Source organism: Neorhizobium sp. DAR64860/K0K1 (genome assembly GCF_050500205.1).
Lineage (GTDB): Bacteria > Pseudomonadota > Alphaproteobacteria > Rhizobiales > Rhizobiaceae > Neorhizobium > Neorhizobium soli.
Genome location: NZ_CP191459.1, coordinates 2366525 through 2390715 on the forward strand (window position 1 = coordinate 2366525; position 24191 = coordinate 2390715).

General features: G+C 60.9%; 23 protein-coding genes and 1 pseudogene. 6 read left to right on the forward strand and 18 right to left on the reverse strand.

Features of this window, described 5'->3' with window-relative positions; all coding sequences use genetic code 11:
- Positions 1-495: 495 nt before the first annotated feature.
- The 8 genes and pseudogenes from ACQY1J_RS16230 to ACQY1J_RS16265 all read right to left on the reverse strand — a co-directional run bounded on the left by ACQY1J_RS16230 (position 496) and on the right by ACQY1J_RS16265 (position 9755).
- Entirely contained in the window at positions 496-1305 is an 810-nt protein-coding gene (locus tag ACQY1J_RS16230; protein ID WP_192076589.1) for a hypothetical protein, read from the reverse strand.
- The gene (locus tag ACQY1J_RS16235) at positions 1302-2003 is read right to left on the reverse strand and encodes a hypothetical protein (protein ID WP_430250319.1); all 702 of its coding nucleotides are present in this window, start codon (positions 2001-2003) and stop codon (positions 1302-1304) included. Before ACQY1J_RS16235 ends, ACQY1J_RS16230 begins: the two co-directional genes overlap by 4 nt.
- Positions 2004-2121: 118 nt before the next feature.
- Positions 2122-2847 carry a L,D-transpeptidase gene (locus tag ACQY1J_RS16240; RefSeq protein WP_092661600.1) on the reverse strand — a complete coding sequence of 242 codons (726 nt, stop codon included), beginning with the start codon at positions 2845-2847 and terminating at the stop codon, positions 2122-2124.
- 285 nt (positions 2848-3132) lie between these two features.
- Entirely contained in the window at positions 3133-3957 is an 825-nt protein-coding gene (locus tag ACQY1J_RS16245; RefSeq protein ID WP_113111249.1) for a L,D-transpeptidase, read from the reverse strand.
- Between the two features lie 82 nt (positions 3958-4039).
- A complete protein-coding gene (locus ACQY1J_RS16250) occupies positions 4040-4948 on the reverse strand; it encodes an alpha/beta hydrolase family protein (protein ID WP_430250320.1) in 909 nt (302 codons plus the stop codon).
- An 87-nt stretch (positions 4949-5035) separates the two neighbouring features.
- Complete coding sequence (locus ACQY1J_RS16255; RefSeq protein ID WP_430250321.1) at positions 5036-6673, reverse strand: cisplatin damage response ATP-dependent DNA ligase; 1638 nt, start codon at positions 6671-6673, stop codon at positions 5036-5038.
- Between the two features lie 491 nt (positions 6674-7164).
- The gene (locus tag ACQY1J_RS16260; protein ID WP_430250322.1) at positions 7165-8175 is read right to left on the reverse strand and encodes a ligase-associated DNA damage response exonuclease; all 1011 of its coding nucleotides are present in this window, start codon (positions 8173-8175) and stop codon (positions 7165-7167) included.
- Between the two features lie 40 nt (positions 8176-8215).
- Positions 8216-9755 (reverse strand): annotated as a pseudogene (locus ACQY1J_RS16265) (MDR family MFS transporter).
- A 122-nt stretch (positions 9756-9877) separates the two neighbouring features.
- On the opposite strand from ACQY1J_RS16265, the gene ACQY1J_RS16270 reads away from it, so the two are divergent.
- A complete protein-coding gene (locus tag ACQY1J_RS16270) occupies positions 9878-10408 on the forward strand; it encodes a MarR family winged helix-turn-helix transcriptional regulator (RefSeq protein ID WP_113167485.1) in 531 nt (176 codons plus the stop codon).
- A 78-nt stretch (positions 10409-10486) separates the two neighbouring features.
- A complete protein-coding gene (locus tag ACQY1J_RS16275; protein WP_430250323.1) occupies positions 10487-11866 on the forward strand; it encodes a TIGR03808 family TAT-translocated repetitive protein in 1380 nt (459 codons plus the stop codon).
- Here the strand turns inward: ACQY1J_RS16275 and ACQY1J_RS16280 are convergent.
- The gene (locus ACQY1J_RS16280) at positions 11863-12186 is read right to left on the reverse strand and encodes a type II toxin-antitoxin system RelE/ParE family toxin (RefSeq protein ID WP_430250324.1); all 324 of its coding nucleotides are present in this window, start codon (positions 12184-12186) and stop codon (positions 11863-11865) included. The two genes, ACQY1J_RS16275 and ACQY1J_RS16280, sit on opposite strands and share 4 nt — an antisense overlap.
- Entirely contained in the window at positions 12183-12470 is a 288-nt protein-coding gene (locus ACQY1J_RS16285; RefSeq protein WP_325261485.1) for a type II toxin-antitoxin system ParD family antitoxin, read from the reverse strand. Before ACQY1J_RS16285 ends, ACQY1J_RS16280 begins: the two co-directional genes overlap by 4 nt.
- Before the next feature lie 146 nt (positions 12471-12616).
- Between ACQY1J_RS16285 and ACQY1J_RS16290 the strand changes: the two genes are divergently transcribed.
- The gene (locus ACQY1J_RS16290) at positions 12617-13264 is read left to right on the forward strand and encodes a glutathione S-transferase family protein (protein WP_430250325.1); all 648 of its coding nucleotides are present in this window, start codon (positions 12617-12619) and stop codon (positions 13262-13264) included.
- A 286-nt stretch (positions 13265-13550) separates the two neighbouring features.
- Here ACQY1J_RS16290 and ACQY1J_RS16295 read toward each other — a convergent pair whose 3' ends face one another.
- Both ACQY1J_RS16295 and ACQY1J_RS16300 read right to left on the reverse strand, forming a co-directional pair.
- The gene (locus tag ACQY1J_RS16295; protein WP_430250326.1) at positions 13551-14186 is read right to left on the reverse strand and encodes a glutathione S-transferase family protein; all 636 of its coding nucleotides are present in this window, start codon (positions 14184-14186) and stop codon (positions 13551-13553) included.
- Between the two features lie 39 nt (positions 14187-14225).
- Entirely contained in the window at positions 14226-15233 is a 1008-nt protein-coding gene (locus tag ACQY1J_RS16300; protein ID WP_430250327.1) for an asparaginase, read from the reverse strand.
- A gap of 101 nt (positions 15234-15334) precedes the next feature.
- On the opposite strand from ACQY1J_RS16300, the gene ACQY1J_RS16305 reads away from it, so the two are divergent.
- Complete coding sequence (locus ACQY1J_RS16305; protein WP_062453533.1) at positions 15335-16072, forward strand: DUF3750 domain-containing protein; 738 nt, start codon at positions 15335-15337, stop codon at positions 16070-16072.
- Between the two features lie 104 nt (positions 16073-16176).
- On the opposite strand, the gene ACQY1J_RS16310 is transcribed toward ACQY1J_RS16305, so the two are convergent.
- The 3 genes from ACQY1J_RS16310 to ACQY1J_RS16320 all read right to left on the reverse strand — a co-directional run bounded on the left by ACQY1J_RS16310 (position 16177) and on the right by ACQY1J_RS16320 (position 19818).
- A complete protein-coding gene (locus ACQY1J_RS16310; protein WP_082471856.1) occupies positions 16177-16323 on the reverse strand; it encodes a DUF1127 domain-containing protein in 147 nt (48 codons plus the stop codon).
- Between the two features lie 584 nt (positions 16324-16907).
- Complete coding sequence (locus tag ACQY1J_RS16315; RefSeq protein WP_184654738.1) at positions 16908-17909, reverse strand: NAD(P)H-quinone oxidoreductase; 1002 nt, start codon at positions 17907-17909, stop codon at positions 16908-16910.
- A 103-nt stretch (positions 17910-18012) separates the two neighbouring features.
- Positions 18013-19818: a GGDEF domain-containing protein gene (locus ACQY1J_RS16320; RefSeq protein ID WP_430250328.1), complete on the reverse strand. Its 1806-nt coding sequence runs from the start codon at positions 19816-19818 to the stop codon at positions 18013-18015.
- 358 nt (positions 19819-20176) lie between these two features.
- Here ACQY1J_RS16320 and betC point away from each other — a divergent pair, with 358 nt between their 5' ends.
- A complete protein-coding gene (gene betC, locus ACQY1J_RS16325) occupies positions 20177-21694 on the forward strand; it encodes a choline-sulfatase (protein ID WP_430250329.1) in 1518 nt (505 codons plus the stop codon).
- Positions 21695-21717: 23 nt separating this feature from the next.
- Positions 21718-23181, forward strand: coding sequence for a betaine-aldehyde dehydrogenase (betB, locus tag ACQY1J_RS16330; protein WP_430250330.1), 1464 nt, complete (start codon positions 21718-21720; stop codon positions 23179-23181).
- Positions 23182-23200: 19 nt separating this feature from the next.
- Here the strand turns inward: betB and ACQY1J_RS16335 are convergent, their stop codons facing one another.
- Genes ACQY1J_RS16335 through ACQY1J_RS16345 form a run of 3 tightly spaced genes read right to left on the reverse strand, consistent with a single transcriptional unit; the run spans position 23201 to position 24021 of the window.
- A complete protein-coding gene (locus tag ACQY1J_RS16335; RefSeq protein WP_430250331.1) occupies positions 23201-23524 on the reverse strand; it encodes a hypothetical protein in 324 nt (107 codons plus the stop codon).
- Positions 23521-23895 carry a helix-turn-helix domain-containing protein gene (locus ACQY1J_RS16340; RefSeq protein WP_430250332.1) on the reverse strand — a complete coding sequence of 125 codons (375 nt, stop codon included), beginning with the start codon at positions 23893-23895 and terminating at the stop codon, positions 23521-23523. Before ACQY1J_RS16340 ends, ACQY1J_RS16335 begins: the two co-directional genes overlap by 4 nt.
- A gap of 6 nt (positions 23896-23901) precedes the next feature.
- On the reverse strand, positions 23902-24021 hold the full coding sequence (locus ACQY1J_RS16345) for a type II toxin-antitoxin system RelE family toxin (protein WP_430250333.1): 120 nt from the start codon (positions 24019-24021) through the stop codon (positions 23902-23904).
- Between the last annotated feature and the right edge of the window lie 170 nt (positions 24022-24191).

Genomic DNA, 24191 nt, shown 5'->3' on the forward strand with positions numbered 1-24191 from the left:
ACTTGAACCGGCATCAGTCCAGCGACATGGTCGCTAGGCAGGAGATAGGGCATCAGGCCGTGACGTCACCATCAAGCCCCCCAGAAAAGATGGCGACGAAGGATGCGGATTCGATTCCGCGGCTGGATACGCAGCGTACTTTGCGGTTCATGGCATCGCACATGCCTCTGAAGGGACGTGAAAGTCTGATGTTGCAGCCGCTCGGCTTACCTATCCAGAATATCTGGTGATCATGAACCCCGGGGAAGGCGAAGCGTAGACGGTTAAGCCGCTCAGGGAGCGGCTGGCGCAATCCGACCCTGTTGCCTGGAAGCGAAACCGCGACGAGCGGCAGGTCAATGCACCGGAGGATTGTCTCGACATGAAGGCGCAGTCGGCGAAAGTGATGGCGGCCATTAGTCAGGCGCTCGGCTGCAGCTGTGACGGGGAAACCGCCCCGCGCGAAGATGTCGACGCGAAGGGACCGGCTGGACCTGTCAGGGGAATAGCGCTGCGTCAACCGCCTACAGCAGATCCTGGAACATACGCACGCAACTGGACAGCGTCACCACCCGGCATGCATGACATCGTCTTCCATCCGATACGGCCTTTGTCAGTCTCTGCGCCGCAGCTGGTTTGGAATTCAAGAAGCTTGCTTTTTGCGACCGGGGAAAGCTCCAGCCTGCCCTGCCATTTAATAAGACCTTGGCCCAGATCCTGGTCGTCAGGAGGCGCGGTATCCGGGCTCAACGAATACACAAAGTCACTTGTTGTCGCGATTGTCAGGTCGCGGAAGGCGGCGGCCTTAGCCGTATCTCCGGACGTCGCAAACGCCGTGCTTAGTTCCGACGAAAGCTTGACGACCTTGCCAACATCTCCTGAAGAATAGGCACTCTTAACTTCCGAAATCGCTGACTGAAGGGCTGGACTAACGTTAGGCACGTTCTCCTCGCCGGGATTCAAGTATAACATATAGTTAGTGCTTGTTACCCTCCGCATGGTAAACCTGAAGGAGATTTCGGCGCCGTCTTTGCATTGATGCATATCTGTGGGGTTGGACTGATACAGAGCTGCCAATGCCGGTCGCGCCGAGTAAATCGTCGATGGCGTACAGGTGCTTTCCGACACACTGACAAGCTCATCATTTCCAACCATCGTGACAAAGGTTTTTGGCTCGCCAGGGCCTCCCTTGTAGATGTAGGCTTTGAAGCTGGAAGGCGTGGCTCCCTCTGCGGAGACTTTGAACTTTACTTCAGCCGCGTCCGCAACTGGCAAGCTGATCACGTAGGCAATGACGCAAATAGACGCCTCAATCCAACGGGTCATGGCGCATTCCTCTCCTTTGGCTTGAGAAGTAATTCGAACGTCGCGGGCTTGCCGTCCGGCAGCACGACGCTAAGGCCGGGGCGCGGCTGGTCTTCTAACGGCCTCTTCTTACCGCCAAACACCATGCGCCCGATCCAGAGTAGGAGAGCAAGTGCAGCACTGATGAGTACGACCATTGTGACTGTTGCGTACCACTGCACCAAGAACGCATAGAGCCTGTTCTCATTCGCGAAGAGGACAGGAGTGTTCTGCGGCGAGTCATGCTTGTAGCCGAAACCAAACACAGGTCGATCCGCCCGGCTAGCGAGAGACATCTCAAGAGATGCAGACGCGTTTGGCGGCAGTGTCAGATCAAATGAGACTAGGCGGTCTGACGACGAGGGATCCAGCCTTATACTCCACGGTGAGCCCGGCCTGTCACGTGCTATCTCGTCTCCCGTCCGTGAGCTCTTAGCGAAGCAAACAGAAAGATTAGGGCAAATCATATCGACGGTGCCACCGTTTAGCGTCGTCTTGTTTGAAAGGTTGGTGAGCGTCAATACTTCAATGATGCCGCCGTCTTCTTCGAAGACCCGAGCTTCATAACTCAGGATGGCTATTTCAGACAGATCTTTACGGATCTCGAGAAACAGCCAGGAAAAGACCGAGACAAGAAGTGTCAATAGATAAGGTGCGGCAGCACCGCGCAGAATGTCCATTCCGGCCCCCCAGCCTTAAGTGACGCCTTCGACTATAGGAGGTGCTCCGCTAAAATGCAACCAAAACAAAAAAGGCCGCATCGCTGCGGCCTTTTTGATCGAACGTTGCGGTGGCTGCTTACTGCCAGACGACGACGCGGGCCTTGTTGGGGACGCGCTCATAGAGGTCGATGATGTCCTGGTTCATCAGGCGGACGCAGCCTGAGGAGACGGCTTTGCCGATCGAGTTCCATTCCGGCGAACCGTGCAGGCGGTAGAGCGTGTCCTGGCCGTTCTGGAAGATGTAGAGCGCGCGGGCGCCGAGCGGGTTTGTGAGGCCCGGAGGCATGCCGCCGTTTGCGATCGAATACTTGACCAGTTGCGGCTGGCGCGCGACCATTTCGTCCGGCGGGGTCCATTTCGGCCACTTCTGACGCCACTGGATGACGCCCTCGCCGCTCCAGGCAAAGCCATCGCGACCGATGCCGACGCCGTAGCGCATGGCCGAACCGCCGGGCTCGACCAGATAGAGGAAGCGCGACGGGGTGTCGACGACGATCGTGCCCGGGCGTTCGCCTGTCGGATCGACAACGCGCTGGCGATAGTAGCGCGGATTGATCCGCTCATAGGGAATTGCGGGGATGAGATAGCCACCATCTTCGACGGCGCCGTACATCATTGCGGCTTCGGGATCGCCGCCAACCGGCGGAAGGCCGTCGTTGCGGAGGGCGACGCCGTCACGGTAGGTGACGATGTTGCCGGAAGGGCCCGGCGCAGTGGAAGCGCAGCTCGCGAGCGTCGAGGCAGCGCCGACACCCAGCATGGACAGGAAGCCCCGTCGGGAGAAAGAAGAGTTGGAAATCATGTTCGGAAAGTCACCCTAGAGGAACGCGTCACTGCAAAAGCAAATTTTAACGGCAATCGAACCGATTGGTTCCCTGCCTGATGTTTTGCTCCACTATCACATAACGCGGCCAGCTTCATCGACCATTCACGAGGTTGACACACACCATCACAGGGATGCGACACAGCCTGTGTCCCCTGCGCAACAGCGTGATCACTTCACTGTGTGTGAGGGCAGATACGAGGCCCGGGGGATTGACGCGCGAGATGCAAACTTGCCGTGGGCAGTTTCACCACGCGCTAGCCGTCAGAGAACGAGGATCGGGGTGCCGTTGGGCACGCGGTCGAACAGGTCGATGACATCCTGGTTGAGCATGCGCACGCAGCCGGATGAGGTTGCCCTTCCGACGGACTGCCAGTCCGGCGTGCCGTGAACGCGGTAGAGCGTATCCTTGCCGTCCTTGTAGATATAGAGCGCGCGGGCACCGAGCGGGTTGTTGAGGCCGGGATCGGCGCCGCCGGCTGCTGCCGCGAACTGGCGCAGTTCCGGCTGGCGTGAGACCATTTCGCCCGAAGGCGTCCAGCGCGGCCATTTCGCCTTGCGCTGGATGACGCCGCGGCCGGACCAGGCAAAGCCCGCCTTGCCGAGACCGACGCCGTAGCGGATCGCCTTGCCGCCGGGCTGCACGAGATAGAGGAAGTTGGCACGGGTATCGACCACCAGCGTGCCGGGTGCTTCATTGGTCTGGTAGGACACATCCTGGCGTAGAAAACGGTTGTCGATGCGCGAATAGGGAATGGCCGGCAGCGTGTGGCCGTCGTCGCGGATCACCTCGTACATCACCCGGTGCACGGGGTTGGAGACCGGCATGCCGTAGGTCTGGTGGAACTGCGTCTGATAAAGCTGACGCTTTTGCGGAATAGCCTCCTTCTGGGGAAGAGGCTGCGGCTGGACCGGCTCGTTATAGGCCGGCTGATAGAAGACCGGCGTGGTTTCGCGGGCAAACACGGCCGGGTCCATGCGGGTCGTATCGGTGACGAACGGCACCTGGCAACCGCTGAGCGCCGTCGTCGCCACAAGAACGGCCGCAAGACCGGAGGTCCGGCTGAGCGATAAGGCTTTGTTTTGCATGGCAGTCCCGCTTCGGCATTGATGACGTCGGCGGCAATCTGTCAGTTAGCGCTTTCGCGAGGCTGGAGCGGTGGCGACTGGATCACGTGAACTGATTGAAGAAGCGGATGCTTTCGACCACGGCTCCCGGCACCACGCCGCTGTGATTGCCCGGCAGAAGCTTCTTGTCGATCGCAACGCCAGCAGACCGCGCACGATCGATCAGCAGCTGGTGGTCGGCATCAAAAGGGCGCTCTTCCGACCCGCGCAGAAGCAGCGTCGGGCATTTGAGGCTCGGCCCGAAACAGGCGGACGAGCGCATCACGAACTCTTTCGGATCGGCCGCATCGAAGGGCACTTCGTTTGAGTATCGGGTAAAGAAGCGCCAGGAATTGACGCCGGCGGAAATTGGAACTGCGGCCCTGAACCGGCGCGTCATGCCAGATAGAAGCGACAGCGTGCCGCCATTGCTGTGGCCGGCGATGAAGATCCGGCTGCGATCGATGCCGGGCAGGTTTTCCAGATAGGTGGCGGCTGCCAGCGCATCGGCGGTTTCGTCATAGAAGCCGGAGAAATTGCCGGCCTGGCCGTTTTCGCCGCGAAAGGATGGATGCAGGACCACGAAGCCCGCTTCCCAATAAGCTTTCATCAGTTCCCAGTGGCCGTCGCCGGTGGCATTGCCGCCGTGCAGGAAAAGCACGGCCGGTTTCGGCTTGCCCGAGGCTTCGTAATGGGAAAGCCAGGCGATCAGTTCGAGCGAGCCATCCGGACCGCCGCGATAGAGGACCTTTTGCGCACCCGGCGGGGTCCCAAGCGGTGGCGAGGCTTCGGGCGCCGGACCGTGCTTCAGAAGATGCGTGCGGAAGCGACGCCTGGCTTCGGCATAATTTTCCTTTTCCAGCGGCAGGGTTTCGGGGACGGGAAAGGGCGCGGCCAGGGCCTGGGGTGCAGCAAGGGAACCAAGTGCACCGAGTGCCAGACCGGTCATCAGCATGCGGCGGGTGATTGACATGGAACGACCGTCTATAAGGATATGAGTAGTCTCAGATATCGGGATTAAGCGTAACCCCGACGGTTCTAAACGCAAGCGGGCCGGCGGTCACATCTTCGCGTCCGCCGTTTTGGCATCGATCATCGCGGTCAGCGTTTCCAGCCGGTCGGCATCGCGCGGCAGCTTGTCCATCCGCAGCCGTGCAATGCGGGGAAAGCGCATGGCGACGCCGGATTTGTGCCGCGTCGAGCGGTTGATGCCCTCGAACGCGACTTCCAGCACGAAGCCGAAATCCTTGTCGGCGCGCACCGCCCTTACCGGACCGAAACGCTCGACCGTGTTGTCGCGCACGAACTTGTCGAGCACTTCCAGCTCCGCATCGGTAAAACCGAAATAGGCCTTTCCGACGGGCACGAGATGATCGCCATCGGGTCCTTCAGTCCACACACCGAAGGTGAAGTCGGAATAATAGCTGGAGCGTTTGCCGTGGCCGCGCTGGGCATAAAGCATGACCGCATCGACATTATAGGGGTCGCGTTTCCACTTGAACCACGGGCCTTTCAGCCGGCCGGCCTGGTAAACGCTGTCGCGGCGCTTGATCATGACGCCTTCGATGACCGGGTCCGGCGGATCGCGGCGCAGGGCTTCGAGCTCATCCCAGGTGGTGAAAGGCACGAGATCGGACAGGTCGAACCGGTCATGCGGGGCGTGGCCGATTACCTCGGACAGGCGCTCGCGGCGCTCGAGGAAGCCTTTTGCGCGCACATCCGCCTCTCCGTCGAACAGGATATCGTAGGCGCGCACGAAGGCGGGGTAATCCTCCAGCATCTTGGCGTTGACAGTCTTGCGGTTGAGGCGCTGCTGCAAGTCGGAAAAGGTGCGGGTGGGATTGTTGGAACGCATCGTGCCGCCGACCAAAAGCTCGCCATCGACGACGCCATCGAAATTGATCTGCTCGACGATATCGGGGAAGGCGCCGGTGATATCGTCGCCCGAGCGGGAATAAAGTTTCTTCGTGCCGCCATGGGCAGACATCTGGACGCGGATGCCATCCCATTTCCATTCGGCGGCATAATCGGCGGGATCGAGCTTTTCGAGATCGCCGCTCTCGACCGGATTGGCGAGCATGACCGAATGAAAGATCGCCGGCGTCGCCAGAACCGGCTTGTCGGCATGGCCTTCCAGCCAAGCAAACAGCGACACATAGGGCGGCTCCAGCCCGTGCCACAGCGTCTCGATCTCGGTGACGTCCTTGCCCGACATTTCGGACAGCGCCTGCTTTGCAAGCCGGGCGGAGACACCGATGCGAAGCGACCCGGTGACGAGCTTCAGGAAGGCGAAACGGCCGGAAGGATCGAGGTGATCGAGCAGGTCGCGGACGGCTGATCGCACCTCGGTGCGGCCGAGCGAATTCATCCGGGCGACGACTTCCGACAGAAGCGGCTGCTCGGCGTCGGTCGTGTCGTCCTTTTCGAGGCCGTCCCAGACCAAGGCAATGGTCTCGGCGAGATCGCCGACATAGTCGTAGGAATACTGGAACAGAACCGCATCCATGCGCTCCAGCACCAGCTCGCGCAGCATGGCGGGCTTGACGCTTTTGAGATCGAGCGCGCTTGCCAGCGCTGCCAGCCCGTAACCGCGATCGGGATCGGGCGTGGTGCGGAAGTAATCGACCAGCAGGGTGATCTTGCCGTTGCGCGAGGGGGTGAGAACGAGGCGATCGAGGAGTGTGGCGAAGGGTTTCATGGGCGCAGCACTCTTCGAAAAACCCCCTCTGGCCTGCCGGCCATCTCCCCCACAAGGGGGGAGAAGACTTGCGGCACGGCACTGCCTCGATTGTGCGACACGGGCACCACGGGCTCTAGCCCTCCCCCTTGTGGGGAGGGTTGGGAGGGGTCTTTCTTCAACAATCCACGCATCATCAATTCCCCTCTGGCCTGCCGGCCATCTCCCCCGCAAGGGGGGAGAAAACCAGCCGCACGGCACTGCCCCTGGTATGCGACAGGGGCGCGACGGGCTCTAGCCCTCCCCCTTGTGGGGAGGGTTGGGAGGGGTCTTTCTTCAACAATCCACGCATCATCGATCCCCCTCTGGCCTGCCGGCCATCTCCCCCGCAAGGGGGGAGAAAACCAGCGGCACGGCACCACCCAGATTGTGCGACAGCGGTGCGACCAGGTTAAGCCCTCCCCCTTGTGGGGAGGGTTGGAAGGGGCCTTTTTGCAACAATCCACGCATCATCAATCCCCCTCGTCCTCGTAGCCGACCAGATGCAGCGGCCGCGCTGGAATGCCATTCAGTTCGCACCAGCGTACCAGCGCTTCTTCGCGGCCGTGGGTGACCCAGACTTCTGAGGGAGCGACCTCGTTGATGGTTTCCAAGAGTTCGGGCCAGTCGCAGTGGTCGGAAATGACCAGCGGCAGCTCGACGCCGCTTTGTTTGGCGCGTTGGCGCACCATCATCCAGCCGGAGGCAAAGGCGATCAGGGGTTCGTTGAAGCGGCGGGCCCAGCGATCCTGAAAGGCCGAGGGCGGGCCGACGACGACGGCGCCCTTGAACAGGTCGGGGCTGCTCTTGTCGATCGTGGCGGGGCGGATTTCGCCGAGCGCGATGCCCTGGCTTTCGTAATAGTCGCAGAGTTTGGCGAGCGCGCCGTGGATATAGATCGGTTCGTCATAGCCGCTGTCGCGGATCAGGCGGATGACCCGCTGCGCCTTTCCAAGCGCGTAGGCGCCGACCATGTGGCTGCGGTCGGGAAACTGCTTGAGCGAGGTCAATAGCTTGCCGATTTCCTCGCGCGGGTGGGGATGGTGGAAGACCGGAAGGCCGAAGGTTGCCTCGGTGATGAAGACATCGCAGTTGACCGGCACGAAGGGTGCGCAGGTGGGATCGACGCCGCGCTTGTAATCGCCTGATACGACGATGCGCAGTTCCTTATGCTCAAGCGCGATCTGCGCCGAGCCGAGCACATGGCCGGCCGGATGGAAGCTGACATTGACGCCGCCGACATCGATCACCTCGCCCCATGCAGCCTCCTGTTCGGAGGTGCAGAAGTCGTCGCCGTAGCGGATCTTCATGATGTCGAGCGTCTGGCGGGTGGCCAGCACATGGGTGTGGCCGGCGCGGGCATGATCGGAATGGCCATGGGTGATCAGCGCCCGCTCGACGGGGCGCACCGGATCGACATGGAAGCCGCCGACGGGGCAGAACAGGCCGGCCGGTGTGGGATGAAGCAGTGCCTCGGGTTTCATAGGACGAGAGATAGGCGGGGAAAGCCCGCTTGGAAGAGCCTTACGGGGTGGGCAGCTTGTTTTGTTGTGCGGCGGCCTGGACTTGCGCAGTCGGCAGGCGTTTCGGCTTGAGGAAAAGGGCGGCGATCAGGCCGATTGGTGGCGATCACGGCGGCGGCGAAGAAGAGCGGCGTGAAGGCGGAGAAGTAGACGGAGGCTACCGCCTCGCGGGAGGCTTGCGGCAGCTGGTCGAGCACTTTCGGGGTGAGCGCGCCGATATCGGCAACGCCTGGAATGACAACCCCGCTGCCCTTGACGGAGGAGCCGATAATGGCGCCGTAGAGCGAGATGGCAATCGAGGCGCCGCCCATGCGCATCAGCGTCACGGCACCGGTGGCGGCCCCCATATCCTCGCGCGGGGCGGAATTCTGGACGCCGATGATCGGGGCCTGCTGGCCAAAGCCGACGGCAAGACCCTGAAGCATCAGCAGAATGGCGACGAGCCAGAGCGGCGTAGCCGACGTCACCTGCGACAGAAGCAGAAGAGCGCCGATGCTCATGACAAGTCCCAACACGGCGAACGGCTTGTAGCGGCCGGTGATGGAAATCAGCCTTCCCGCCGACATGGAGCCAACGACGATGCCGCCGGTGAGTCCGATGAAGAACAGGCCGGCCTGCGACGGCGACAGGCCCGTCGTCGTCTGCAGGAACAGCGCGTAATAGTTGACCATGCCGATGCCGACGGCGCCGGAGCAAAGCGTGATGATGAGAAACAGCGAGAAGGTGCTGTCCCTGAACAGTTTGAGCGGCACGATCGGTTCGGGCACCCGGCTTTCGACGAACACCCAGAGACCGGCGCAGGCGATGCCGAAGGCGAGAAGGACCAGCGATTGAACCGCGATCAGCGAGCCGAACAGCTGGTGGCTGTCGGCAAAGGTGACGAGGCTCGCGATCGTCAGCGCCAGCACGACGGCGCCGGCATAATCGATCTTCGGCTTGCGCTGCGGGCGGCGATAGGGAAGCAGCAGGGCAAGGCCTGTCACGACGATGACGCCGAGCGGCAGGTTGATCAGGAAGATCGAGCGCCAGCCGAACAGATCGCTGAGCGTGCCGCCGAGAACCGGGCCGATGCTGCCGGCGGCCATGATCATCAGGCTGGAATAGCTCTGGTATTTCGCCCGCTCGCGCGGCTCGAACAGATCGGCATTGATCGAGAAGATCGACACCATGATGCCGCCGCCGCCAAGCCCCTGGAAGACGCGGGCCGCAATCAGCGAATTCATCGACCAGGCAAAGCCGCACAGAACCGAGCCGAGCGTGAAGAGAACGATGGCGAACAGCATCACATATTTGCGGCCGAACAGATCCCCCAGCTTGCCGTAGATCGGCATGACCGCGCTCATGGCCAGAAGAAAGGCCGAGGACACCCAGCCGAAACTCTCCATCTGGCCGAACTCGCCGACGATGGTGGGAAGAGCTGTGGAGACGATGTGATTGTCGAGCGCCGCCATGAAAAGCGCCGCCATCAGGAACCAGAAAACGAATAGACGCTGTCGTTTGGCGGCAACAAGCGGGGTCTGGGCCGGGCGTGACATATCCATGGCATACTTCCTGAAGGGGTCGACGAATTTATGTGACTTCAGCATATAATTGTCAACAGCAGGCAGATGCAACCGGCACAATTTCGTTGAAACGACCCGGCACCTGCTGATAAGTTGCAGCGATGACGACCACGATTTCTGCATCAGACCCACAGCCTTCGACCGAAACCGCCGCATTTGCGGAGGGTCTTTCGCGTGTCAGCGACAACCTGACCCGGATGCGGCATCTGATGGGGCGGCGGATGATTGCGCGCACCGCGATCGCCAACACGGTTCCGGGGCTGGAAACGGCGCATCTCGACGTGCTTGACGTCATGGGCCGGATCGAGGGCGAAATCACAGTGGGCGCGATTGCCGAGACGATGCGGATCGACCCGTCGCGCGGCAGCCGTCTGGTGACCGATCTCGTGTCGCGCGGTGTTCTCAGGCGTGATGCTTCGCAGGAGGACGGGCGGCGCTCGCTGCTGGTCAGGACCGAACTCGGCGATGCGCTGCTGACCGAGCTACAGGCGGTCAAGCGTTCGCTGCTGGTGAATGTGCTGGGCGACTGGCCGGAGGAAGAGCTTTCGGCGTTTTCGCATCTGTTCGAGAAGTTCATCTCCGGCTTCGAAGCCGTCTATCCCGGTGGCGCGGGCCGTCCCTCTCCGACCTGACCGCTCCCCCGTCCCGAAACCGGACACTTCCGCTGGCACGTTAAATGCTTGGTCTAGGAGATGATGGAGACGGGCTGGATGATTTCGAGACGTAAACTGCTGGGCTGGGGCATGACGGGCGCTGCGGTTGCCGCATTGCCGCTGCCAGCGCTTGCAGCACCTACCAGCGTTTCGACCGTTGACCTGCGCGGCTCGATCGATGCGCGCGACCATGGCGTGTCGCCTGATGGCGGTGATGTTTCGACCCGCAAGCTGCTGGCGCTGATCGAACAGGCGGCGCGGCAGAACAAGCCGGTCTATCTGCCGCCCGGCGACTACCGCGTTTCCGGCCTCGATCTTCCCGACAATACAAGGCTGGTCGGCGTATCAGGCGCTTCCAGGCTCGTCTATTCCGGCGACGGATCTTTTATCCGTGCAACCGCGGCAAGGCGGATCGAGCTTTCCAATCTGGTGATCGACGGCGGCAATCGCTGGCTTGATGATCAGACCCCTGCCCTTATCCATTTCTCCGGCATTCCCGATATCTCCATCGACAATTGCGAAATCCTCGGCGCGCGCAAATCCGCGATCCAGCTGGAGCGATGCGGCGGACGCATCGAGCGCTCGAAAATATCGGGCGCTGCCGATTACGCGCTCTATGCGGTGGAAAGCACCGATCTTTCGGTGACCGGCAACAGCGTGTTCGATTGCGGCAATGGCGGCATTCTCATCCATCGCTGGGAAAAGGGCGTCGATGGCAGCATCGTCACGGCGAACCGCATCTTCCGGATCGGTGCCAGAAATGGTGGCACCGGGCAATATGGCAACGCGATCAACCTGTTTCGCGCCGCCAACGTGATGGTGAGCGGCAACCACATCACCGACGCCGCCTTTTCGGCGATCCGCGCCAACAGCTCCTCCAACGCGCAGATTTCCGGCAACCAGTGTTTCGGCTCCGGCGAGACGGCGATTTATGCGGAATTCTCGTTCGAGGGCGCGGTCATCTCGGGCAATACGGTGGACGGCGCGGCAAACGGCATTTCCGTCGTGAATTTCAACGAAGGCGGCAGGCTTTCGACCATTTCAGGCAATATCGTCCGCAACCTTTCGGCAACCGGTCCCTACAAACTCGACGGCGCCATCTTCGGCGTCGGCATCAGCGCCGAGGCCGACACGGCTGTGACAGGCAACGTGGTGGAAAACGCCGCCCTCTGGGGTCTGGCCCTCGGCTTCGGCCCCTATCTGCGCAACGTGGTCGCCAACAACAATATCGTGCGCGGCGCCAAGGTCGGCTGTGCCGTCAGCGTTGCCGAAGGTGCCGGATCGACTGTCATCAGCGGCAATGTGTTTCAGGACGTGAAGGATGGCGGCGTGATTGGCTTTCGGTGGACGGAGGCGGCGACGGAAGAGCTGGGCGGGTCGCGTGATGCGGCGGCGGCGTTTCCGCATCTGACGGTTATGGGGAACCGGGTGGGTTAGGTTTCGGGGTCGGCAGCTTCGGGGCTGGGGCCGAAATCGATGTTGCGGCCGTTGTGGAAGACGCGGGCAATCTGCACGACGTCGTCCCTGACGCGGAAGGCGATCGTTGCCTTGTACCGATAACCGACGAGCCGCAGCCCAGAGTGTACGTCATCGCGCCGCATGCCGCGGTGCGGAAATGTCGAAAAATCGAGGCAGTAGTTTTCGATGCGGCGAACATAGGCCAATGCCGGATCTACACCCATGCGGGGTGCCAGATATGTCAGGATATCGGCAAGATCATCTCTCGCCGCAGGATCGAAGACGACCCTGTATTTCATTCCTTCGTCATCTGCTCGCCAAGTTTTGCCGCCAGCTCGTCCAGATATCGATCCACCTCGTCGCCGGTTAATCCCCGTTCCGGGTGCGCATCCATTTCCTGAAGCGTCGGCACGACCTCGTCCCTCAGCCATCTCTCGATCGCGGCGTCGTGTGCTGCCATCGGGCGCAGGCCCTCGGCGATCACGTCGCTTTCCGAGGCGTATTCGCCGGAGGCGACCTTGGCTTCGACCATGTCGGCGATCTCGACCGGCAGGGTGATGCTGAGCGAACGGGTGGCGCGCATGGGGTTGGCCCTTGGAAAGATCAGAATGCTGATGACTATACCGAAAACTGAAGCGGACGTCCAACCGGTCGATTTGAGGGGGCTGCATCTTCCGTTCGGGGCCGAAGCACTCTAGCGTCGCCCGCGACACACAATGGGAGATACGCATGCTGAAAATCTATGGCGTCTATCGTTCGCGCGCGACGCGGCCGCTCTGGTTGATCGAGGAGCTGGGATTGCCGTTCGAGCATATTCCTGTCATCCAGGCCTATCGGCTGGATGACGCTTCGGTTGATGGCGCGCCTGTCAATACGCGGTCGCCGGAGTTTTTGAGCGTCAATCCGATGGGCTCGATCCCCTCGATGGACGATGACGGGTTTGTGCTGCACGAGTCGCTTGCGATCACGCTGTACCTTGCCCGCAAGCATGGCGGCGAGATTGCTCCGAAGACGATCGAGGAAGAGGCGCAGATGGTGCAGTGGTCGCTGTTTGCGGCAACCAGCGTCGAGACCGCGGCCCTGACGATCCAGTCGTCCAGCGCATCCACCGACGAGGGCAAGGCGGCGATCGAGGCTGCTGCACGCACGCTCGCTCGGCCGTTCGATGTGCTTGAAAAGCATCTTGCCGAAGATGGGTTCATGGTGGGCAAGCGGTTTACGGTTGCCGATATCAATGTGACGGAAATCGTGCGTTATGCGCGCAGCCATGCCGCCCTGTTCGACGGCCGCCCGGCGCTGAAAGCCTGGTATGACGCCTGCGTCGCCCGGCCCGCCTATCAGGCGATGTGGGGAAAGCGCAACGCCGAGCCGGCCTGACGATCAATTGGCGGGTTTCGCTGCTGCTTCAGATTGCCAACAGAGGTATTGCCGAACAAATCTTTGAGGTCACTCAAGACATTGAGCCGGTTGCCTCAAACTCCCCTAAATCCTCGCCCTCGTGGCGAGGATCCAGTCAGCTCAAGTCCTTGAGCTGAAGGAGTCTCTGACCCGGCAGACGTCGGGTCGCTGGATCCTCGCCACAAGGGCGAGGATGAGGGAGACTGGGTATCGCTCTCGCCAAATCAGCTTCTTCAGAGTTTGCCAGCAGTCTGCGGCCTGACGATCAGGCGGCGGGCTTTGCTGCCGCTTCTTCCGCCAGCACCCTTTGCACCGCCGGACGCATTTCGATGCGCCGGTAGTGGGCGGCGACCTTCGGGAATTCGGCCATTTCCACATGGTCGCTTTCCAGCCAGCCGCTCATGACGAAGAGATAGGCGTCGGCGACCGAAAACGTTTCGCCGAGCACGAATTTGCCTTCGACAAGATCGTTCTCGATCAGAGCGAAGCTGTCGCCCATGGTTTGCGGCACCTTGGCGATCATGTCCGCATGCGAGGCGGCATTATCGGCCCAGCGCGCGCCGCGGCGGCCATGGGCGTGGTTGATGTGGACGGTGGAGGAGAGATAGGCGTTGAAGGCCTGCATCTTGGCAAACAGGAACAAGTCATCCAGCGGTGCGAGGTTCTTTTCCGGCACGAGCTGGGCGATGTAGGAAAGCAGTGCGACGGTTTCGGTCAGCACGCCCTTGTCCGTCACCAATGCCGGCACCCGGCCCTTCGGGTTGACCTTCAGATAGGCTGGCGATCGCTGCTCGCCCTCGGCAAAGCGGATGAGCGAGACCTGATAATCGAGGCCCGACTCGGCCAGCGCGATATGGCTGGCGCGTGAGCAGGTGCCGGGCGTGATGTAGAGTGTCAGCATCGATCCGTATCCTTGCCTCTTGTGTCAGGCCCTTATGTATCAGGCAAACAGCGCGTCGGTGACGCGGACTTCGCCGACGGTGAGGCCGTTCCAGTTCTTCATCGTGCGGTTGGCCATGGCCATCAGCTTTTCCTGCGTTTCGCCGCCCTTTTCGAAATAGCGGGCAATGAGTGCAAAGATCATCGCTTCGGCGGCGCGGGTCGTACCGTCCTCGCATTTGACCGCCATGGCAATGCCCTGATCGGGGAGTGCGGCCACGAAGACGCCTTCGGCACCGGTCTTGGCAAAGATCTTGCCCGGCGCCAGTTCCATCAGCTTGGTGCAGGCGCGGCCGGTGCCGGCGACATAGAACGGTTCGGCCATGCAGGCGTCCATCAGCCGGCGCGAGGCTTTCGCCCGTTCATTGGACAGGCCGGAGCCGGTCAGCATTTTCGCAAAGCCGTGGGCGAGGCCCTTGAGCGGGACGGCGTAGGTCGGGATCGAGCAGCCGTCGATGCCGCAATTGTCTTCGGCGAGAACCGCGCCGGTGAGGCTGCCCATCACGTCGCGGATTTCCTTCTGCAGCGGATGATCGTAGTCGACATAGCCCTTCAGCTGGGTGCCGGAATGGACGCAGGTGCAGACGAAGCCGGAATGTTTTCCGGAGCAGTTGTTATGCAAAGCCGTCGGATATTCGATGGTGCGGGCCTGGTGGATGAGCGAGGCCTGTTCGGATGCCCAGTGGGCGCCGCATTCCATGTCTTCGACACTCTTGCCGGCCTTGGCCAGCATCGAGGCGGCCATGGCCACATGCGCGTCCTCGCCGGAATGGGAGGCGCAGGAAAATGCCAGTTCCTTGTTGCCGAACCCATAGGCATCGGCTGCACCGCTTTCGATCAGCGGCAGCGCCTGCATGGCCTTGCAGGAGGACCGCGGAAACACGCCGGCTTCCGCATCACCGAAGGAAAACAGCGTCTTGCCTTCGCCATCCACGACGACGCCGAGGCCGCGATGGCGGCTTTCGACGAGAGAGCCGCGGGTCACTTCAACGGTCACGGGATTTTGCATCGGTCAGTCCTGAATTTGCCGGCTTCTATTGCTCATTCGGCTTAAACGCCATTTCGGCGGCGTTGATAGCCGTTTCGGCGATTTGTTGCACGGGAATGTTTATGAAATCGGTAAAGCGGTTGCTGCTCCTTATCTTCGTCGTCTACCTTCTTCCCACCTTCGCTTCCGCCGGCCTTTGGGCGATGCGCGAACACCCGTCCGGCTGGAGCGCCGCGCGCTGGTCATCGGCCGGTATCCTGCCCAAGGCGAACGAAAGCAACGATGCGGCGATCTATATTTTCTCGGCGATGACGGGCGGATTGAAAGGTTCGGTGGCAAGCCATGCCTGGATCGTGACCAAGGCAAAGGGTGCGGCCACCTATACCCGCTATGACAAGGTGGGCTGGGGCAACCCGATCCGCCGCAACCACCGCGATCCGGATGCCTTCTGGTATTCGAACCCGCCGCAGCTGGTGACATCGATCACCGGATCGAAGGCGGAGCTGCTGATCCCCAAGATCGAAGGCGCGATTGCCGCCTACCCTTACGCCGAGCCCGGCGGCTACACGATCTGGCCGGGGCCGAATTCCAATACGTTCGTGGCCTATGTGCTGCGCACCGTGCCTGAGATCGGCGCGGTGCTTCCGCCGCATGCGGTGGGCCGCGACTATCTGCCGGATGGGGAATTCGTGCATCTGGACGAGGACAGCCGCGACCTGCATGTGACGCTGCGCGGACTGTTAGGCTTTTCGGTGGGTGTGCGGAGCGGCATCGAGGTCCATTTCCTCGGTCTCGTCGCGGGCCTCGATCTCGCCCGGCCGGGCATCAAGGTACCGGCGCTCGGACGGATCGGCATCTAGCCGAGAGAGCAGTGCCGCGATGCATGGGAGCCATGCATGAAACGCAAAACGCCCGCAGACTTGCGAGCGTTTGCAAACATTCGGATTATACGATCAGAAACCGATCAGAAGCCGACGGCAGTGCGTGCGACGCGACGGATATCGCTACGGTCGATACCGAGGTCGTGGAGTTCGCGCGAGGTCATACGGTCCAGTTCGGTGACCGTCTGACGATACTTGCGCCAGTTGTTGATGGTGCGTGCTACGTTCATGATGATCCCCTTTCCTGAGGCTTTCGAAGCTTCAGCTGCCAGATCCTGGCGCTTTCTCTTGCTTCGATGACCTCTTTATACGCTGCCCAAGGATGAAGCAGAAGCACTGAAGCGTCAGGCCACCCATGCGTGCCATGCATGTCTTTCCAGGGTCGATGTCAGGGAATTGGTCATCATTGCCAGGCAGGATGGAAGACCATCGAAATTTGCGATCGGCAGACATGGAAAAGGGCCGCTTGAGCGGCCCTTCCATGAGTTTGGTCCGGTTGAACGAACCCGGGCTGCAATCATGCAGTCCGAAGGAAGATGTCATTCAGGCCGAGGGCTGCCCCGTCAAGACCAACAACTTTCCATTGCCCGCTACACAGACCGAAATCTCATTAGACATTGGACCACCTTCCTTTCATTACGTTGATGATGATCAGAAGGTAGGTGCGATATGGGGCGCTTGCAAGGCAAGTTATGTAAACAATCGAAGATATTATTGAGTTGCGGATCGGCGGCGGTTCGACCACTATTCGCGCAGCCGGCGGCGGGGTGCCTTCCGGGCGATGCCCAAGGCCACCCCCTGCCCCCAGGTTTCATCACCCCAGCTTCATCACGATCTTGCCGATATGGCTGCTGGTTTCCATCAGCCGGTGCGCCTCGACCACGTCGTCAAACGGCACCACGGAATGGATGACGGGTGAGACCTTGCCGGCTTCAAGAAGCGGCCAGACCTCGCTCAGCAGTTCGTCGCGGATCGCCCGCTTTTCGTCAGCGGTGCGGGGCCGCATGGTCGATCCTGTCACCGTCAGGCGCTTGACCATGATCGGTGAGAGATTGACCTTTTCCGCCATGTTGCCGCCGAGAAACGCGATGATCGACAGGCAGCCGTCCTTGGCAAGGACCGACAGGTTCTTTTCGAAATAGGAAGCGCCGATCATGTCGAGCACCACATCGACGCCCTTGCCGTCGGTCTCGGCCTTGATCACCTCGGCAAAGTCCTCGGTCTTGTAATTGATCGCCTTGGTCGCACCGAGCTTTTCGCAGGCGTCGCATTTGTCCTTCGAGCCGGCGGTCGCATAGGCCGTCGCGCCGAATGCCTTGGCGAGCTGGATCGCGGTCGTGCCGATGCCGCTTGAGCCGCCATGGATCAGCACGCTCTCGCCTTCGGTCAGGCCCGCCATCTGGAACAGGTTGGCCCAGACGGTGAAGAAGGTTTCCGGCACGGCTGCGGCCTTCACCGCATCATAGCCCTTCGGCCATGGCAGCGCCTGGCCAGCCGGCACGACGCAGTATTCCGCATAGCCGCCGCCGTTCGACAGGCCGCAGACCTTGTCGCCGATTGCAAATTCGGTCACGCCCTCGCCGAGCGCCACCACTTCACCGGCGACTTCGAGGCCAAGGATCGGGCTTGCATCCTTCGGCGCCGGGTAGTTTCCCTGGCGCTGTGCGACGTCGGGCCGGTTGACGCCGGCGGCTTCCACCTTGATCAGAATTTCGCCTGCTCGCGCCGACGGGCACGGGCCGGTGGCATGGGTCATTACATCGGGGGCGCCGAAGGACGGCAGGTCGACGAAACGCATCTGGGACGGCATGGACATGGGTCTACTCCTGTCAGTATCTGACGACTGAATTAGGACAGTGCCCCCTGATTGGAAAGGCGGGGTTGGCAAGGGACGCGTCCGGTTGCGCCCGTCCGGCCTGCTATCTCACGTCACCGTAGCTTGCAAACACGAGGCCGCGGTCGCTTTCCTTGGCGGCCACCTTGACCGTTGCGATCTCCGTTCCGATCCGGGCGATATCGTCGAGGATCAGGCCCTGCGGCAGATGCACGACGCCGATCGAGCAGCGCAGCAAAGGGAAATCGCGCTCCACGCCGGTGCGGTCATGGCCACGGATCCGGCCTGCCGCCCGCTCCTCTTCCGAATAGAGCGCGACGGCGTCATCGTGGAAATCCGATAGAAGGCGCTCGAGGATTTCCTCCAACTCGTCGCGGGACCAGTCGCGAATGCCGATAAAGAAATCGTCGCCGCCGACATGGCCCAGAAAATGTTCGTCGGAGAAGAAGTAGCGCTTCATCAGCGCCGCAAACAGCGAGATTGCGTGGTCGCCCATCTGGAAGCCGTAATGATCGTTGAACGGCTTGAAATGGTCGAAGTCGCAATAGCAGAAGAAGCGCTGCTCGTCGTCATCGCGGCCGGCCTGGTACATGAAGTCGCGGATGGCCCGGTTGCCGGGAAGACCCGTCAGCGGGTTCTGGTCCTGGGCGATCTTGAGCTGCTTTTCGTTGACCACCTTGATCAGCGATGCCGCCGAGACGACGCCGGCATAACGCATGTTTTCGGTAAGGATGACGCAGGCGCTGTTTTCCATGTTGGCAAACAGGCTCATCAGCTCTTCCGCCTCGGCATCCAGACCGATGATCGGCGCGCGCTCGACGAAATGGGCGATGGTGCGCTCATAGACCTTGTTCTTTAGGAGATCGCGGCCGAAGGGCTGATAGATAAATTCCTTGAGGTGATATTCGTTGATGACGCCGCGCGGTTCGCCATTGGCGTTCAGCACCGGAAAGAAGGCCTGGCGCGGATTGCGGCGAAACAGTTCAAAGACGCTGTCGATGCTCTCGTTCTCGAACACGGTCGGCAGTTTTTCGATCTGCTTGCGGATGAGGATTTCGTCGAGAGACTGGCTGGAGCGGCGCGACAGACCGATTGCGGCCAGATGCGGATAGGCCGGCTGCAACTCCGTGACGAAGCTGGTGGGTCTTGCGATGAAATAGCCCTGTACCAGATCGACGCCGTATTCACGGCAGGCCAGAAATTCGGCCTCGGTCTCGATGCCTTCGGCAATCACGCGGATGCCGAGCACATGGGCGATGTTGACGATGTTCTTGACGAGGTGGCGCTTGCGCGGACTGGCATCGATATCCGAGACGAAGTGCCGGTCGATTTTCAGATAGTCGACCGGGTAGTCGCAGAGCAGCTTCATCTCGCCATGGCCGACACCGAAATCATCGATCGCCAGCTTGAAGCCCGCTTTGCGCATCTCGGTCATCAGCTCGGCAAATTCCGGTACCGACGTGTTGTCGAACCGCTCTGACAGTTCGAAGCAGACCGAGGACGGCGCAACGCCTGCCTGGCGCAGGTGCTGGACGATCTTTTCGAGGAAAATCTGGCCGTCGCGGATCAGCCGCACATCGAGATTGAGAAACAGGGTCTGGTTGGAGAAATCCGGAAGGCCGGAGAATTTGGCAAGCGCCCGGTGGGCGACCATCTGTTCCAGCGTCAAAAGCTGGCCGCCATCATAGGCCTGATCGATCAGTTCGAGCGGCGAGGCGAAGCCGAGACGGTCATGCCCGCGCAGCAGCGATTCGTAACCGAACACGGAGCCGGTGGCGACCTCCACGATCGGCTGGAAGGCGTTCTCGATGACGAGCTTGGCCAGCGGCAGAAGCTGATCGCTGGCATAGCGGCGGAAAACGCCCGGTTCCAGAACGGCCGCAGACGACATGCAATTTACCTCATTTACCGCGCAGACCGGATTGGCCAGACGCTCCCCTTACGGGCGCCACCTTTGCCTGCTTTGGTCAAAAATCCCTTTCCCGCAGATGACAGTTCGATGAAACTTTCACGACAGTCATTTATCATTCTAATACAATTAGTTGGGAATTTTACGCCGGATGGCTTCGGGAGCCGCAGTCTGGCGTCTACGCGACGGGCCAGATGATAGACTGGGCCGGAAATCCTCCTCGCGTCATCGGCTTGCGCTTTTGAGACAGCGCTGTTCGCAATCCCTGCTTGATTGCGCGGCCAATCGAAAATAACTCATTCTGGCGGTCTTCCTCATCTTCAAGAAAAGCAGCCCGGTCATGTCCCGTCCGAACATTCTCATCATCATGGTCGACCAGATGAACGGCACGCTGTTTCCGGATGGGCCGGCGGACTGGCTGCATGTGCCGCATCTGAAGGCGCTGGCCGCACGCTCGGCCCGCTTCCAGAACAACTACACCTCGTCTCCCCTTTGCGCGCCGGCCCGCGCCTCGTTCATGGCGGGGCAGCTGCCGAGCAGAACCGGGGTCTATGACAATGCCGCCGAATATGTCTCCTCAATCCCGACCTATGCGCATCACCTGCGCCGCGCCGGCTATTACACGGCGCTGTCGGGCAAGATGCATTTCGTCGGGCCGGACCAGATGCACGGGTTCGAGGAACGGCTGACCACCGACATCTACCCGGCCGATTTCGGCTGGACGCCGGACTACCGCAAGCCGGGCGAGCGGATCGACTGGTGGTATCACAACATGGGATCGGTCACTGGTGCCGGCGTTGCCGAGATTTCCAACCAGATGGAATATGACGACGAGGTTGCCTTCCTCGCCAACCAGAAGCTCTACCATCTCAGCCGAGACAACGACGATGCGGACCGCCGGCCCTGGGCTTTGACGGTGTCGTTCACGCATCCGCACGATCCTTACGTGGCGCGCCGAAAATTCTGGGATCTGTATAACGACTGCGAACACCTGATGCCCGAGATCGGCATGCTCGCAGAGCAGGATCCGCATTCGGCGCGTATTCTGAAGTCGTGCGACTATCCGGCCTTCGAGATCACCGACGAGCATGTGCGACGGGCGCGTCAGGGCTATTTCGCCAACATCTCCTATATCGACGAGAAAGTCGGCGAGCTGATCGACACGCTGACCCGGACGCGGATGCTGGATAACACGTTCATCCTGTTCTGTTCCGATCACGGCGACATGCTGGGCGAGCGGGGATTGTGGTTCAAGATGAACTTCTTCGAGGGGTCATCCAGGGTGCCGCTGATGATCGCCGGTCCTCAGATCACGCCGTCGCTAAACTCCGCGCCGGTTTCCAATCTCGACATCACGCCGACGCTTTGCGATCTTGCCGGCATCTCGATGGACGAGATCATGCCCTGGACCGATGGCGAGAGCCTGAAGCCGGTGATCGATGGCGGCACCCGCACCGCGCCGGTGCTGATGGAATATGCCGCCGAAGCCTCGCATGCGCCGCTGGTGGGCATTCGCGAGGGCAAGTGGAAATACGTGCATTGCGAGCTCGATCCCGAACAGCTCTACGACCTCGATGCCGACCCCCACGAGCTCAAGAACCTGGCGCATGACCCGGCGCATGCCGCTGTGATGGACGGGTTTCGCGCCAAGCGGGCGCAAAAGTGGGACATGGCGAAATTCGACGCGGCCGTGCGCGAAAGCCAGGCGCGGCGCTGGGTGGTCTATGAAGCGCTGCGCAACGGTGCCTATTACCCCTGGGACCACCAGCCCTTGCAGAAAGCCTCCGAGCGCTACATGCGCAACCATATGAACCTCGACAATCTGGAAGAGTCCAAGCGCTACCCCCGCGGGGAATAGTCGCCAAGGAACGGAGAAGACCCATGAAAGCACAACCAGTCGCCAGCCATTTCATCGACGGCGAATATGTCGAGGATACCGACGGTAGCGTCATCGAGAGCCTTTACCCGGCGACGGGTGAAGTGATCGCGCGGCTGCATGCGGCAACGCCTGCGATCGTCGAACAGGCGATTGCGGCCGCCAAGCGCGCCCAGCCGGAATGGGCGGCAATGAGCCCGACCGCGCGCGGCCGGATCCTGAAGCGGGCAGCCGAGATCATGCGGACCCGCAACCGCGAGCTTTCCGAGCTGGAGACGCTCGATACCGGCAAGCCGATCCAGGAGACGATCGTTGCCGACCCGACATCGGGCGCCGACAGTTTCGAATTCTTCGGCGGCGTGATCGCGGCCGGCATGAACGGCCAGTATATTCCGCTCGGCGGCGATTTTGCCTATACGAAACGGGTGCCGCTCGGCGTCTGCGTCGGCATCGGTGCCTGGAACTATCCGCAGCAGATCGCCTGCTGGAAGGGCGCACCGGCGCTTGCCGCCGGCAATGCCATGGTGTTCAAGCCGTCGGAAAACACCCCGCTCGGCGCGCTCAAGATCGCCGAGATCCTGATCGAGGCCGGCCTGCCGAGAGGGCTCTTCAACGTCATCCAGGGCGACCGCACGACCGGACCCCTTCTGGTCGAACATCCAGATGTGGCCAAGGTGTCGCTGACCGGCTCGGTGCCGACTGGCCGCAAGGTGGCGGCGAGCGCCGCCGGCAATCTCAAGCATGTGACGATGGAACTCGGCGGCAAGTCACCGCTGATCGTATTCGACGATGCCGATATCGATTCCGCCATTGGCGGGGCGATGCTGGGCAATTTCTATTCGACCGGACAGGTCTGCTCCAACGGCACCCGCGTGTTCGTGCAGAAGGCAATCCGGGACGAATTCCTGTCGCGGCTGAAGGCCCGCACTGAAAAGATGGTGATCGGCGATCCGATGGACGAGGCAACCCAGGTGGGGCCGATGGTCTCCTTCGATCAGCGCCAGAAGGTGATGTCCTATATCGAAAAGGGCATCTCGGAAGGGGCAACGCTCATCACAGGCGGCGGCATTCCCAACAACGTCTCGGGCGAAGGCTACTACATCCAGCCGACGGTGTTTGCCGACGTCACCGACGACATGACCATCGCGCGTGAAGAGATCTTCGGACCCGTCATGTGCGTGCTCGACTTCGACAACGAAGAAGAGGTGATCGCGCGCGCCAACGCCACCGAATTCGGCCTTTCCGCCGGGGTGTTCACCGCCGATCTGACACGCGGCCATCGCGTCGCGGATCTGCTGGAAGCCGGCACGCTGTGGATCAACACCTACAATCTCTGCCCGGTAGAAATCCCCTTCGGCGGCTCGAAACAATCCGGCTTCGGCCGCGAAAACTCGCTTGCGGCGCTGGAGCATTATTCGGAGCTGAAGACGGTGTATGTGGGAATGGGCAAGGTTGAGGCGCCGTATTGAACTTGCGATGGTGAAGGAATCAAATAGTTTGCGGGCGCTTCCCTCTCCGTGTGAGCAGTTCACCCAAAGCGAGATCCGGACTTTTTGTCTTTTCGGGCTTCAAAGCCTTCTGGTCGGCAATCAGCAACCGGCGCTCAGCGACAAGGGAATCGTCGTCGATCAGATCTTTGATGGCCACCTTCGCACCGTGCCTACCCCGTCGGTTAGACAGGGCTTTGAACAGGGGAATGTTCTTTCTCGATGACTTGCTGTTCTCCCCATAAGCGTTGCGGCAATCCTTTTCCAGGGACAACTGTTTGGCCTGAGGAGGAGACCGTTGCTCACGCGTCTTTTGGTCACTCATTCGGTTTCGCTTCGTATCTTATCGACGACCAGATCGTCGAGATCGACCTGAAGGGCTGCGGCGATGCGCTTGAGCACGTCGACGGTGCCGCTTTCATTATCGAGCTCGATTTGAGACAACTTTGCCTCCGAAATGCAGACAGCATTGGCCAATTCGGAAACGGTCATTTTGCGATACGTACGGTATGTGCGAACCCGGCTGTCGGTCTCGGACAATTCCTTAACCAGTGCATGAGGCCAGGTTTCCTCACCTGCGGCTACTCGGGCCATAATCGCGTCCGCGTGAATGCCGTCGACGAGATCTTCGTAATCGTCCTCGCTCAGCAGAACATAATTCTTACCGTCGATCGTCAGCTTCTGAAAATCGCCCATCTTGCGTCACTCCTGATAAATGCTGCCGCGTGGCCCGGCGCCGATCACCATGACGACTTGCCCGAGATCATTGACGATGACACGATCCTGGCCGACTCGGATCCGGAGGTAAGGTTTACCCGTCATTTTTTTGATGTCGACCGACCCGCCTTGCACATATTATTCAAGTTTGGAGAGGATGGCCGCCTTCCGTTTGGGCTGCATGCGGTCCAAACTCTTTCGGGCTTCCCGGGTATAAACGATCTCCCTCATCGGCAATTTATACCGTCAAGCGAAATTTTTGGCCAGTGGCCTCT

Coding starts and splice junctions, on each gene's coding strand:
- ACQY1J_RS16230 (WP_192076589.1), bottom strand. CDS start 1,305: ATGACCCGTTGGATTGAGGCGTCTATTTGCGTCATTGCCTACGTGATC.
- ACQY1J_RS16235 (WP_430250319.1), bottom strand. CDS start 2,003: ATGGACATTCTGCGCGGTGCTGCCGCACCTTATCTATTGACACTTCTT.
- ACQY1J_RS16240 (WP_092661600.1), bottom strand. CDS start 2,847: ATGATTTCCAACTCTTCTTTCTCCCGACGGGGCTTCCTGTCCATGCTG.
- ACQY1J_RS16245 (WP_113111249.1), bottom strand. CDS start 3,957: ATGCAAAACAAAGCCTTATCGCTCAGCCGGACCTCCGGTCTTGCGGCC.
- ACQY1J_RS16250 (WP_430250320.1), bottom strand. CDS start 4,948: ATGTCAATCACCCGCCGCATGCTGATGACCGGTCTGGCACTCGGTGCA.
- ACQY1J_RS16255 (WP_430250321.1), bottom strand. CDS start 6,673: ATGAAACCCTTCGCCACACTCCTCGATCGCCTCGTTCTCACCCCCTCG.
- ACQY1J_RS16260 (WP_430250322.1), bottom strand. CDS start 8,175: ATGAAACCCGAGGCACTGCTTCATCCCACACCGGCCGGCCTGTTCTGC.
- ACQY1J_RS16270 (WP_113167485.1), top strand. CDS start 9,878: ATGACGACCACGATTTCTGCATCAGACCCACAGCCTTCGACCGAAACC.
- ACQY1J_RS16275 (WP_430250323.1), top strand. CDS start 10,487: ATGATTTCGAGACGTAAACTGCTGGGCTGGGGCATGACGGGCGCTGCG.
- ACQY1J_RS16280 (WP_430250324.1), bottom strand. CDS start 12,186: ATGAAATACAGGGTCGTCTTCGATCCTGCGGCGAGAGATGATCTTGCC.
- ACQY1J_RS16285 (WP_325261485.1), bottom strand. CDS start 12,470: ATGCGCGCCACCCGTTCGCTCAGCATCACCCTGCCGGTCGAGATCGCC.
- ACQY1J_RS16290 (WP_430250325.1), top strand. CDS start 12,617: ATGCTGAAAATCTATGGCGTCTATCGTTCGCGCGCGACGCGGCCGCTC.
- ACQY1J_RS16295 (WP_430250326.1), bottom strand. CDS start 14,186: ATGCTGACACTCTACATCACGCCCGGCACCTGCTCACGCGCCAGCCAT.
- ACQY1J_RS16300 (WP_430250327.1), bottom strand. CDS start 15,233: ATGCAAAATCCCGTGACCGTTGAAGTGACCCGCGGCTCTCTCGTCGAA.
- ACQY1J_RS16305 (WP_062453533.1), top strand. CDS start 15,335: ATGAAATCGGTAAAGCGGTTGCTGCTCCTTATCTTCGTCGTCTACCTT.
- ACQY1J_RS16310 (WP_082471856.1), bottom strand. CDS start 16,323: ATGAACGTAGCACGCACCATCAACAACTGGCGCAAGTATCGTCAGACG.
- ACQY1J_RS16315 (WP_184654738.1), bottom strand. CDS start 17,909: ATGTCCATGCCGTCCCAGATGCGTTTCGTCGACCTGCCGTCCTTCGGC.
- ACQY1J_RS16320 (WP_430250328.1), bottom strand. CDS start 19,818: ATGTCGTCTGCGGCCGTTCTGGAACCGGGCGTTTTCCGCCGCTATGCC.
- betC (WP_430250329.1), top strand. CDS start 20,177: ATGTCCCGTCCGAACATTCTCATCATCATGGTCGACCAGATGAACGGC.
- betB (WP_430250330.1), top strand. CDS start 21,718: ATGAAAGCACAACCAGTCGCCAGCCATTTCATCGACGGCGAATATGTC.
- ACQY1J_RS16335 (WP_430250331.1), bottom strand. CDS start 23,524: ATGAGTGACCAAAAGACGCGTGAGCAACGGTCTCCTCCTCAGGCCAAA.
- ACQY1J_RS16340 (WP_430250332.1), bottom strand. CDS start 23,895: ATGGGCGATTTTCAGAAGCTGACGATCGACGGTAAGAATTATGTTCTG.
- ACQY1J_RS16345 (WP_430250333.1), bottom strand. CDS start 24,021: ATGACGGGTAAACCTTACCTCCGGATCCGAGTCGGCCAGGATCGTGTC.